The organism is Bacillus sp. CH30_1T (assembly GCF_008364765.1).
Classification (GTDB): Bacteria; Bacillota; Bacilli; order Bacillales; family Bacillaceae_B; genus Rossellomorea.
This window is the reverse complement of the sequence record NZ_VTUY01000007.1, coordinates 195,554-207,825: the sequence shown is the minus strand read 5'-3', so window position 1 is coordinate 207,825 and position 12,272 is coordinate 195,554. Positions and strand designations below refer to the sequence as shown.

Below are 12,272 nucleotides of genomic sequence, written 5' to 3'. Positions count from 1 at the left end.
GAATGAAAAAACATCTCATTAGAGAAGAAGACGCTGAAGAGAAGAAAAGTCAGCCTCCCATTTTAGAGCAGGAAGCGGCAGACTTGCCATTTCTTGATCTATGGAAACAAAATGGTGCCACTGTGTACGATATTGACGGTGATTTTTGTCTGGTGAGGGAGAAGCGATATCCAATCGATCATCGGCATGGGGACTACACGTTTAGAGATTTTATTAGCGCGGTGGATGCTTGGCAAGACTTTGCAGGTGTTCATCCCTTGTCTTCTAAAGAGCATACTCATGAACAAATGTTTTTCTTTGATACGGAAACCACCGGCTTAGGTGGGGGGGTTGGAAATACAATCTTTTTATTAGGGCATGGGAGGGTGACAGAAACAGAGGTGATTGTGACCCAGCATTTTTTGCCTCAACCGGGGAGTGAAATACCTCTCTATCACAGTTTTTTAAGCCATGTGGATTATAATACACTCGTGACATATAACGGAAAAGCATTTGATTGGCCTCAAGTAAAGACAAGGCATACACTCATTAAAGATCATGTGCCCAAATTGCCTGCATTTGGGCATTTTGACCTTTATCACGGATCCAGAAGACTCTTCAAGCACAAGTTAGAGTCAGTAAAATTAATAAACGTAGAGCGAAAGATTCTTGGATTTAATAGAGTAGACGATGTTCCAGGATATTTAGCTCCTATGATTTATTTTGATTATATCGAGCGTAAGGATCCTGAAGGTATATTCAAGGTTATGACCCATAATGAGCTGGATATATTGTCATTGATCACTCTCTATACACATTTAACGTTTCAACTTTTGAATGTCCATAAGAAAGCAACTGACCATGAGCGTTTCGAGGTCGGAAGATGGCTTGAATACACGGGTAACAGAGAGATTGCAAAAGAACGCTACCAAGAGATTATTAGAGAGGATGACAGAACAAATTATGAGGCGATGCACCTCCTCGCTCTTCAATACAAGAAAGACAAAGAAGATTGGAAGGCGATAGAGTTATGGGAACGAATGTGGAAAGATGCCCCTGTTTCCATTAGAAAAGTCGTATTGTTGGAACTGGCTAAATTGTATGAGCACAAAACGAAAGATTTCCGATTAGCATTAGCAAGATGTGAGCAACTCGAATCACTGCTGATTGAAACTGAGGAAGCAAACAGTCAAAAGCACGAGGTCTTTATAGGGAAACTTCATCATCGAAAGAGCCGTTTAACAAGAAAATTGAATAAGCATACAGATCATCCATCCTAGATACACAAATTTTTATAAATTATACTAAAAAAGTGGTTCAAACTCCTTATTTTTATATTGAGAATTTTCAAAAGTAGATGTAAAATAGTTAATTGTGTTGAAAATATTTAATATTTAGATGGGATGATGAAAATGAACCGAGCGATCTTAATTTTGTTCTTTGTCGTCATTGGTTTAACAGCTTTTGTTTTTACCAATTATCCGGAAAGTTTATATAGCTTTATGTAAGCCTGCAAAATGTTTTCCTAAAAATAGGTATTTGCATTAGTACATGTACCCTCTTCGTTTCATAGGCTATTAGTGTAACAACTAAGAGATGAAAGGAGAGCGTTTCTATGTATAAAAGACCAAGACCTAATCAAGTACTTCCTGCAGTCATGCACCCGACGAAATGTTGTGTGAATCAGACTTGCAACACCTATGAGGTGCCACACATTCACCCTACTCACACGACAAATGTAAATAATGTTATGTATCAACATAAACATTATTTCCCACAAACACAATCACAGGTAGACAGTGTTTCACACCAACATTTTAACTGTGGCGGTGGACCAGGTGGGCCAGGAGGACCTCAAGGCCCTGGAGGCCCAGGAGGACCGGGGTTTGGCCCAGGATTCGGACCCGGACCGCGTCCAAGACCACCATTCGGACCATATGGTATGGGACGTTAATATTCTGAGTGAAGACTTCAGAGGGATGCCTCTAAGAGGTTAGTTTCAATTGCAGAGTGATACACTGTGTCGCTCTGCAAAAGTGACTAATGACTATTAGAGTCATCTCTTCTTTATGATGGTGAATTTTATATGATATAATGGGATATTGACCTCGTAATTGTAAAATATGTTACAATAGAGTGAAGAGGATTGGGGCACACTAAGCTTTAAAGAGAACTTGTCTGTCCTGAAAGTTTAATGAAGGAGTTTTGCATTTGAGTAATGTTGCGTGCATAACCGGATATAAATCCTTTGAACTGGGAGTTTTCAAACAGGATGACAAAGCAATTTACTACATAAAGCAGGCTCTAAAGAAAGAATTGGTTTCTCTTTTGGATGAAGATTTAGAATGGGTACTCATTAGTGGGCAACTTGGGGTTGAGCTTTGGGGGGCAGAAGTGGTGTTTGAGCTTCAGGAAGATTACCCTGATCTTAAACTGGCTATATTAACTCCTTTTCTCTCTCAAGAAGAAAATTGGAACGACCTGAATAAAGAGTACTATGAACTCATTCTTTCTCAAGCTGATTTTGTCGAGTCAATCTCAAAAGAACCTTACAAGAGTCCACAGCAATTTCGAAACAAAAATCAGTTATTCTTGCAAAAAAGCCAAGCGTTAGTGATACTGTACGATGAAGAAAAAGAAGGCTCACCCAAGTACTTCTATCAAGAAGCGAAGAAGAAGAAAGAAACTGATTCTTCCTTTGAAATAAGGGCGATCACCTTCCATGATCTGCAATGGGTCGTCGAAGAAGAGCAGTGGAAGAATGAGTAGAGGATATTTTATCACTCATTAACCCTTCGGGAATTATATAGTCCCGAAAACAATTATAATTGACAAATTGATGGTTATTTGAAAAAATGATAGTGATAAATATAGAGGTGAATATAATGATCTCAGATAAAGTGAAATTAACCGCAAAGGATATCCTGGAAAAAGAATTCAAAAGTGGCATGCGGGGATATAAACCAGAAGACGTAGATAAATTTTTAGATTTGATTATTAAAGATTATGAAACCTTCCATCAAGAAATAGAAGATCTGCAACAAGAGAACCTACGATTGAAGAAACAAGTGGAGGGAGCAAGTAAACAACGCTCAGCTGCTCCGGCTCAACAGACAGGCACAACGAATTTCGATATTCTTAAGCGCTTGTCTAATTTAGAGAAACACGTATTTGGAAACAAATTGTATGACTGATATTTCCAGTTGAATACTTGGAAGAACTACAGTATAATTAGTTATTGCTGATCCTTAATGGTGTTCGGGTAATCGCTGCAACGTTAAGTTGTAGAGGAAAGTCCATGCTCGCACGGTGCTGAGATGCACGTAGTGATCGTGCCTAGCCAATTCATAAGCTAGGGCAGCTCAAGTTTTGAGTTGACGGCAGGGAAAACACCTAAGTCCTTTGGATATGGTGTGACTACCTTGAAAGTGCCACAGTGACGAAGTCCTGTTAGAAATGGCAGGAGTGGAACGAGGTAAACCCCACGAGCGAGAAACCCAAAATTAGGTAGGGGAATCCTCTCAGAGGAAACGAACGAAGAGAGGGACAAAGGAGCTTCCTTTGTAGATAGATGATTACCACCTGAGTACGAGGCGAAGAGTCGTTTGTAGTACAACGGAACAAAACATGGCTTACAGAACACTATTACGGGATAAGAGCAATAAGGATTAAATAATGCAAGTGACTGATACATGCAGGTAATACACTGCTCTTTTGTATCAGTCCTTTTTATATTTAACAGAAAAAGACTATACTATTGAAATAAAGATACTTATTAACGGGGTGACAAATATGAGTACATATACATTAATTGCAACGGCAGCGATGGGCTTAGAAGCTATTGTTGCAAAAGAAGTGAAAGAATTGGGCTACGAATGTCAGGTGGATAACGGAAAAGTCATCTTCAAAGGAGATGAAACGGCTATTGCGCGAGCCAATATGTGGCTAAGAACCGCTGATAGGATTAAGATACTCGTTGGAGACTTTAAAGCGTACTCGTTTGATGAACTATTTGAAAATACAAAGAAACTGCCTTGGGAAAACTTCCTTCCAGTAGACGCAGAATTTCCTGTTCAGGGGAAATCAGTCAAATCAAAGCTATACAGTGTACCAGATTGCCAGGCGATTGTAAAAAAAGCAATTGTTGAACGTTTACGTACAGCATACAAACGTACATCGTGGCTTGACGAAACGGGTCCCTTGTTTAAAATCGAGGTGGCGATCCATAAAGATGTAGCAAGCATCACCCTGGATACCAGCGGACAAGGTCTTCATAAGAGGGGTTATCGAATCGGACAAGGTGAGGCTCCTTTAAAGGAAACACTGGCAGCTGCCCTTATCCAATTAACGACATGGAACCCTGACCGTCCATTTGTAGATCCATTTTGCGGGTCTGGAACCATTCCGATTGAAGCGGCCTTGATCGGGCAAAATATTGCTCCAGGATTCAATCGTGAGTTTTTGTCAGAGAACTGGCCAATGATGCCTGCTGAGGTCTGGGAGAAAACACGTTTGGAAGCAGAGGATTTGGCTAACTACGATCAGCCTCTTGAAATACTGGGTACGGACATCGATCACCGAATGATCGAAGTTTCCAAAGAGAATGCAATGGAAGCGGGGCTTGGAGACTTGGTGAAATTTAAACAAATGCAAGTCAGAGATTTCACTTCAGAACTGGAATATGGCATCATCGTCGGAAACCCTCCTTATGGTGAACGTTTGGGAGAAAGAAAAGAAGTAGAAAGAATGTACCAGGAAATGGGGAAAGCTTTCGAGAAGCTCGATACTTGGTCTGTTTACATGATGACTTCCCATGAAAATTTTGAACAATGCTACGGTAAACAAGCTACGAAAAAACGTAAATTATTTAACGGATTCATTCGAACAGATTATTATCAATACTTTGGCCCGCGTCCGCCTAGAAAAGGGTAATCATTTCAAGTTCACGAAAAAAAGAAAAGAAGTTCAGAATATCCCTTTCACTTCCTGCGTATAATAGTTCTATCATTTTCAGAGGAGTGAAAGAGGATGGACCATTCCTTCATCGATTACCACAAAATCTATCAGGCATTACAAAGCTCTATTTCTTCCATTTCAGGAGAAGAAGGAGCAGCCATTCAAGCCGGCTTGGATGAAGCGACGAAAAACCTTGATCAGGCTTTTCAATATGAGTTGTTAAGGAAAAAGAGAATATACGACTGAGTGCATTCTCGGGAGACTAGGGACATCCATACAAGTGGTAGATCTACCCTTGTATGGAGCGTCTCTTTTCTTTTGTTAAGGCTCTTTTCGTATAGTTTGTTGCTATTGTAGAGGAGAAAGTAATAGTTGATTTCCGCTCCAGGATGCTCGCTTTCCGCGGGGCTGGAGGTGAGCCTCCTCAGCTGCGCCTCCGGGGTCTCACCTGTCCAGCTACGGGGCTTAGGGGCTCGAGATCATAAGCCAAGTCTGCCAAAAAGGCAAAGTGCGCCTTTCCAGCAGACTCGTCTTATGCTTGTCGCCCCTGGGCAAAGCCCCTCCACTTTTCGTACTGTCCAGCTATTCCCGCAGGAGTCGAGCATCCTGCAGCGAGAATCAACTTTTTGAGCATCTATCCTTAAAGGAAAACAATAAAAACAAGAATTTTAGCAAACAATCTCATTTAAGGTAAGTAGAAATTGATTTTCCTTTTAAGGAAGAAGAATTATTTTTTTCTAGTTACATTGTGTTCTTGCACACCTTGAAGCTCTGTCATGAAAATTCTGTTAAAGATGGTGAGGGGAACTGCGCAGACTCCGGCGGATTTTGGGCGTGCCGAGACCCCGTTCGGCAAAGCTGAGGAGGCTCGGCCGAACGCTAGCTGCAAGCGGAGCAGTTCCCCTCACCATCCAGCATAAACCTGTTGACAGAGCCCTGGCAGATTCTATTCTTGAAAACAACAATTATTGCGAAAAGAGCCTTTGTTAAAGTCTTCAATTAAATAAATTACGGTTATCCCTTTTCAATAAGAAAGAATTCTAGTAAATTAGAAATATTGTGTAAAGCAGGAGGTCCTCATGAGAAGAAAATTACCATTTGAATTAACCAAGGAGCAATCATTTTATGAAGCATTATCCGATTGGGTCGGTGACGTGTTTTATGATCTATTGCCTGAAAAGGGATTTGATTTACGGGATGAACAGGTATTTATGGCCTTTCAGCTAAATCAAGCTTATAAAAATAAGCAGGTTATGTTTGCAGAAGCAGGTGTAGGTACGGGGAAAACCCTTGTCTACCTATTATATGCGTTATCATTTGCCAGATATACTGGCAAACCGGCTATCATTGCGTGTGCGGATGAAACGCTCATTGAGCAGATTGTGAAAAAAGAAGGGGACATACAGAAGCTTGAGAATGCACTGGATCTTGAAATAGATGTTCGATTGGCAAAGTCCAGAGAACAATATCTATGTATAAAAAAACTTGAAGAAAATATCCCCCAAAACGAGGGGTACCAGGACATATGGGAGGAATTACCGGGTTTTGTACACGATAATTCTTCCCTGAGAAGCTTTAGGCATTATGGGGATAGAAAAGAATATGCTCATCTATCCGATGAAGAATGGACTCAAGTTGGCTGGGATTCTCTTCAGGACTGTATGTCTTGTTCTTATCGCCATCGCTGTGGTCTTACACTTCATCGTGAACATTACCGGGGGGCAGCAGACTTAATCATCTGTTCCCATGATTTTTATATGGAACATATTTGGACGAAAGGCTCCCGCAAACGGGAAGGGCAACTTCCACTTCTGCCAGAAGCGAGCTCTGTTGTATTTGACGAGGGTCATCTATTAGAATTTGCTTCTCAAAAAGCGATGACTTACCGCATGAGAATGGAGACCCTTGAAGGCTTACTGGAGAAGCTTTCAGCGTCTGATATGAGGGAAGAAACTTTGTATGTCATTGAAGATATCATTTTGGATAATGAAAAGTGGTTCGAACTCCTGGAGAAAGAATCCAAAGGAGAGAATGGTTTTGAGAGACAATACATTTCACGTTCTGAAGCCATATTACAGCAAGGAAGAGCGCTGACTGAGAAAATTGAAAATCTTTTAAATGAGCTAGTCTTTGAATCAGAAATGTATGTCATGGATGATTATTTACTAAAGGTAGTAGAAGAGTATCTTGAGCAGATTCAGTTTTCCTTGAAACTATTCATAGATGATGAAAAAGGAATCTATTGGTTGGAAACGTCAGAAGAAGAACACACCTTTGTTGTGATGCCAAGATTGGTGGAAGAAATTTTGAGAGAACAAGTTTTTTCTCAAAATATCCCATTTATTTTCTCTTCTGCCACCCTTTCTTATAATGGAGACTTCTCTTATGTTTCTCAATCGCTGGGGATTGAAAAATATGAAAGGTTCTCGGTAGAGTCTCCTTATGAATACGAAGACATGATGAAAGCTTTTCTTCCTTCATTGGAAGAAGGCAGGGATACTAAAAATCAGTATGCCTTTGACATGTTGAAGAAAAACAAAGGGAAGTCGTTGATTCTCTTCTCTACTAAGGAAGAAATGAATGTTTTTAGACAATATCAAAAGCAGCAGGGAAACCAGGGCTGGAATGTGATTTATGAAGGTGACAGGGAAATTAGTGAAACGGTCCAGCAGTTCCAGCAGGAAACCTTTACAGTTCTATGCTCCTATCATTTATGGGAAGGTTTGGACGTGCCTGGAGAGTCACTTTCCCAAGTCATTATCTATTCACTCCCATTCCCTCCTAGGGATCCTGTATTTGATGCGAAACGAAATCATGCTGAAAACTCAGTGGAAGAAGTAGATATTCCTTACATGCTCCTTCGACTGAGACAGGGAATTGGCCGATTGATTCGGACGAGCGAGGACAAAGGAAGCGTCCATGTCTTGGTGAACGGTCATGAAGCAGCTTATAAACAGTTGGTAGAATCCATATTACCAGTTGGAATTGAAGTGTTGAATTCATAAAGTGTTGGAAGAGCCGCCTGAATTGGGCGGTTTTTTTCTGTATGTAGAGACATCTACTCTTCGACTACTATGACTTCTCTAATCGTCTCTCTATCAATCTTTCTAACCCAAGTTGCCAGAAAAATATGATAAAATAGATTGAATGTTAAAAAAGGGGGCTTTTTTAGAATGAAAGAATCAGTAATAGAAATAAGAGATCGTTTCCATGATTATGTAAAAAAAATGTCTGCCTACAACGAAGCGCTTAGTTTGATGTTCTGGGATTTACGGACAGGTGCTCCGAAAAATGGCGTTGAACAACGATCTGAAGTCATTGGGATGCTTTCATCTGAGCTTTTTGAAATGTCAACCTCAAATGAAATGGCTGCATACCTGGCTAAACTGTCGCCAGAAATGGACAAATTGGATAACATGACACAAAAGCTGTTAGAAGAGTGTCAAAAAGAGTATGACCGGAATAAAAAAATTCCCGCTTCTGAATATAGGGAATACGTGGTGTTACAATCGAAAGCTGAAGGTGTATGGGAAGAAGCCAAAGAAAAAGCGGATTTCTCTATGTTTCAGCCCTATTTAGAAAAACTGGTGGCATTTACGAAACGCTTTATTGATTATTGGGGCTACGAAGATAACAAATATAATACGTTACTGGATATGTATGAGCCAGGTGTAACGGTTGAAGTGTTAGATAAGGTATTTGGCGATCTTCGAGATCAAATTGTCCCGCTTGTACATAAGATTTCCGAATCGGAACATAAGCCACATACTGATTTCCTCTTTGAACACTTTCCAAAAGATAAGCAAAAGGATTTCAGCTTAAAGATCCTTGAGCAAATGGGGTATGATTTTAACTCAGGCAGATTGGATGAGACCGTCCATCCATTTGCGATTGGTTTAAACCCTGGTGATGTAAGGGTAACAACTAAATATGACGAGAAGGATTGGAGAACAGCCGTGTTCGGGACAATCCATGAAGGTGGACATGCTCTGTATGAGCAGAACATTTCCAAGGATTTGATTGGTACGCCACTATGCACTGGAACGTCTATGGGGATTCATGAATCTCAATCTCTGTTCTATGAAAACTTTGTAGGAAGAGATCATTCTTTCTGGAAGCATAATTATTCATTACTGAAGGATTTCTCTTCAGGACAGTTCGATTCTGTTGAACAGGACGATTTCTACCGGGCAATCAATGAATCGAAGCCATCATTAATCCGAATCGAAGCGGATGAACTAACGTACGCGTTACACATTATCATCCGGTATGAAATAGAAAAGGGATTATTTAATGATGAGATTGACGTGAAGGATCTTCCTGAAATCTGGAATCAGAAATATGAAGAGTACTTGGGTATCCGCCCTTCCCATAACGGTGAAGGTGTCCTTCAAGATGTTCATTGGGCCGGTGGGAGTTTCGGGTACTTTCCCTCTTATGCATTAGGATATATGTACGCTGCACAGTTTAAGCGTGCCATGTTGAAAGATCTTCCTCATTACGAAGAGCTGTTGGAAGAGGGAAATCTTGTTCCCATCAGAGAATGGCTTACAACGAACGTCCATCAGTGGGGCAAGATGAAAAAACCGCTGGAAATCATCAGGGAAGTGACCGGAGAAGGGCTTAATGCAAAATACTTGGCCGAGTATTTAACGGAGAAGTATTCAAAGGTATATTCTTTGAATTAACGAATGCATTGGAGGCAAAATCATGGAAGTTAACGTTGCATCACTAGAGGATAAATTGCTTGTTGGAATAGGCTGGACAGGTCCGTATGGAAAAGGGGCTGAGATCCCGAGACTATTCACTAAGTTTCTACAGATGATCCCATCCATTCACCACATCAATGGAGATGAATGCATATACGCTCCTTTCCATGACAGAGCGACTGATTTTACGTATTATTGTACCGTAGAGGTTGATCGTGTGGAAAAGCTTCCACCGGGGTTAGTGGAACTGTCTCTCCCTGCAGGCGTCTATGCTCACGCTCTTTATGAAGGGCTGTCAACGGAAGTAGAACAAGCCTACTTTTCGATCTTTAATTGGATTAAGGAAAATGGCTATGAAAAAGACTACTCCAGACTGAGTGTCGAGAAGTATCTATCTCAGGATAGAGAGATCAACGAAACGGAAGATAAGCGGAAATTAGAGTTGTTTGTTCCAATTAAAGAGAAATAGAAAAGAGGCTGCCCGAGGCAGCCTCTTTTCGTTTACCACAAACGATATCCCTTAGATGCAGGAGGCGCGTTTTGAATCATGTCTATGAATGGAACAGTATAGGCAACAAGAATGAGAGCTGCTAAGATGGTTAACCAAATCCTCCAGTTTTCAAGAGCCATTGGTGTTTTCTCAGCTGCTTCGGCTTTTTCACCGACTGGGAAATCTTCCTCTCCTTTAGGTGCGAAGAATGCCAGATTGATAAAGATGTATAGAACCAGAATGATCCCGATAAAAAGAATCGTTCCCCCGAAGGCTTGTGCGACTTGATACGGAATCCATTCAAGGGCTTGCGGTGCATCCCCATAAGTTGAAAAAGAGGATCTTCTTGGAGCGCCAAGTAATCCGACAACATGCATGGCACCTGACATGATGCCCATTCCTACAGACCACACAATGGCTTGCACGATCGCCAGTTTGTTCATTGCTTTCGTCAAGACGCGTCCTGTTAAATGAGGTACGAGCCAATAGGATATACCGAAGAATGTCAAGACAACAGAAGTGGCCAAGGTTAAGTGAAAGTGACCGGTAACCCAGATGGTGTTATGAACAACCTGGTTCATCTGGTTCGATGCATTGATTAATCCGCCTGCTCCCGCTGGGATAAAGGCAACCATGCCGATAAATGGCACTGTAAAGCGGGCATCTCCCCATGGTAACTTTCTAAACCATCCAAACAATCCGGTAGCTCCTTTGGATCTGCCGTACATTTCAAAGGTTGCGAACAGAGAAAAAGCAGTCATCAAGGAAGGTATGACAACCATAAAGGTAAGAACTACCTGTAAAAACTTCCAATACGGGTCGATTCCCGGTTCCACTAATTGGTGATGAAAACCAACCGGGATAGAGAATAGGAGGAACAATATAAAGGAAAGTCTGGCTAACGAATCTGAAAATATTTTCCCGCCAATGATTTTTGGAATAATGACATACCATGCCATATAGGCAGGCAGCAGCCAAAAATATACAAGGGGATGACCGAAATACCAGAATAATGTTCTGCTAACAAGTACATCTACCCGATCAACGAGACCAAGAGACCAAGGAAGGAGCTGAAATAAAACCGTTCCAGCCACACCAATGGTGGCGACAATCCATAAGACGGTATTGATGATGGCCATGAATGTTAACAGAGGGCTTGGTTGTCCAGGGTTTTCTTTTCGCCAACTTACATATTTGATGATCATGCCGGCTCCACCAAACCAGCTTCCAACAACGACGAAGGTCAACCCTAAGTAAAATATCCAGTGGGCCTGCAAAGGAGCATAGAAAGTATAAAGTACAGTTGCTTCATTTAATAGAATCATAACAGCGGCCATGATTGTGCCGATAAGCATGACCCAGAAGCCTAACCAGCCAAACAAGCGGGATTTCCCGGAATAGGTACCGGAAGTTCGCGAAATGGCAGCATGCTGGAATCCTATGATGAAGAAAGTGGTCAATACCAATCCCAGCAATACACCGTGAACCGTTAATACCTGATAATAGCCGATCCCTGCAGGCAATATGAACTTCCCTGACCTTACCAACACTTGTAATAATCCTGCCAATCCACCTAGTGCCAAGGCAATAAAGCCTACATAAATATGTGCCATCGCCAATGTAGCATCTTTTTTATCAATCCTTACAAATCGTTTCATTTTAGTCCACCACCTTAATCATAGATTCCATTGTGTGATGACCTACACCACAATATTCATTACAGACAACCAGAAATTCCCCTGTCTTATCAAGGTTTGTTGTATATTCACTAACAAACCCTGGTTCAAGCATCATATTAATATTTGTTCCTGCAACTTCAAATCCGTGAACAACATCTTTTGTTGTGGCGATGATTTTAAGTGTAGATCCTTTTGGTATTTCAATTTCCCCGGGCGTGTAGAGAAATGCAGATGCGACAAACACTAATTCGTAATCCCAAGCCTTTCCTTCTACTTTCTTCAATCCCGGCTCGTTAAAAGGCGAGGTTTTATCCACTTGCTCAGGATTGACGTATGCCTTCGCGCTTGGAGGTTGATGTCCTTGGTGAAAAGCACTGATGCCTAAAATAATTAAAAATAAAATAAGAGACCCTGTTCCTAACGTTAACCACCATTTTTCATAACGATGCATGTGCATGT

11 protein-coding genes and 1 other RNA gene are annotated in these 12,272 nt (G+C 41.2%); 10 read left to right on the top strand and 2 right to left on the bottom strand.

The features are described from left to right. Window positions 1-2 precede the first annotated feature (2 nt). The 10 genes from F0342_RS16080 (at window position 3) to F0342_RS16040 (ending at window position 10,113) form a co-directional block, all read left to right on the top strand. A complete protein-coding gene (locus F0342_RS16080) occupies window positions 3-1,259 on the top strand; it encodes a ribonuclease H-like domain-containing protein (protein ID WP_262481771.1) in 1,257 nt (418 codons plus the stop codon). 335 nt (window positions 1,260-1,594) lie between these two features. Then, on the top strand, window positions 1,595-1,933 hold the full coding sequence (locus F0342_RS16075; RefSeq protein WP_149156891.1) for a CotD family spore coat protein: 339 nt from the start codon (window positions 1,595-1,597) through the stop codon (window positions 1,931-1,933). A 257-nt stretch (window positions 1,934-2,190) separates the two neighbouring features. After that, a complete protein-coding gene (locus F0342_RS16070; protein ID WP_149156890.1) occupies window positions 2,191-2,748 on the top strand; it encodes an SLOG family protein in 558 nt (185 codons plus the stop codon). Window positions 2,749-2,864: 116 nt separating this feature from the next. Further along, window positions 2,865-3,173 carry a cell division regulator GpsB gene (gpsB, locus tag F0342_RS16065; protein WP_113970666.1) on the top strand — a complete coding sequence of 103 codons (309 nt, stop codon included), beginning with the start codon at window positions 2,865-2,867 and terminating at the stop codon, window positions 3,171-3,173. 60 nt (window positions 3,174-3,233) lie between these two features. Continuing rightward, window positions 3,234-3,619: RNase P RNA component class B (rnpB, locus tag F0342_RS16060), an RNA gene on the top strand. Window positions 3,620-3,771: 152 nt separating this feature from the next. Then, window positions 3,772-4,911, top strand: coding sequence for a THUMP domain-containing class I SAM-dependent RNA methyltransferase (locus F0342_RS16055; RefSeq protein ID WP_149156889.1), 1,140 nt, complete (start codon window positions 3,772-3,774; stop codon window positions 4,909-4,911). 96 nt (window positions 4,912-5,007) lie between these two features. Then, a complete protein-coding gene (locus F0342_RS24980; protein ID WP_187443267.1) occupies window positions 5,008-5,181 on the top strand; it encodes a hypothetical protein in 174 nt (57 codons plus the stop codon). An 833-nt stretch (window positions 5,182-6,014) separates the two neighbouring features. Beyond that, window positions 6,015-7,940 (top strand): ATP-dependent DNA helicase, encoded by a 1,926-nt coding sequence (locus F0342_RS16050; protein ID WP_149156888.1) that lies wholly within the window; start codon window positions 6,015-6,017, stop codon window positions 7,938-7,940. A 168-nt stretch (window positions 7,941-8,108) separates the two neighbouring features. Then, window positions 8,109-9,623 (top strand): carboxypeptidase M32, encoded by a 1,515-nt coding sequence (locus F0342_RS16045; protein ID WP_149156887.1) that lies wholly within the window; start codon window positions 8,109-8,111, stop codon window positions 9,621-9,623. Window positions 9,624-9,645: 22 nt separating this feature from the next. Then, a complete protein-coding gene (locus F0342_RS16040) occupies window positions 9,646-10,113 on the top strand; it encodes a GyrI-like domain-containing protein (RefSeq protein WP_149156886.1) in 468 nt (155 codons plus the stop codon). Between the two features lie 32 nt (window positions 10,114-10,145). On the opposite strand, the gene F0342_RS16035 is transcribed toward F0342_RS16040, so the two are convergent. Both F0342_RS16035 and F0342_RS16030 read right to left on the bottom strand, forming a co-directional pair. Next, window positions 10,146-11,792, bottom strand: a complete 1,647-nt coding sequence (locus F0342_RS16035; protein WP_149156885.1) for a b(o/a)3-type cytochrome-c oxidase subunit 1 — start codon at window positions 11,790-11,792, stop codon at window positions 10,146-10,148. A gap of 1 nt (window position 11,793) precedes the next feature. Continuing rightward, entirely contained in the window at window positions 11,794-12,270 is a 477-nt protein-coding gene (locus F0342_RS16030; RefSeq protein WP_149156884.1) for a cupredoxin domain-containing protein, read from the bottom strand. Window positions 12,271-12,272 lie beyond the last annotated feature (2 nt).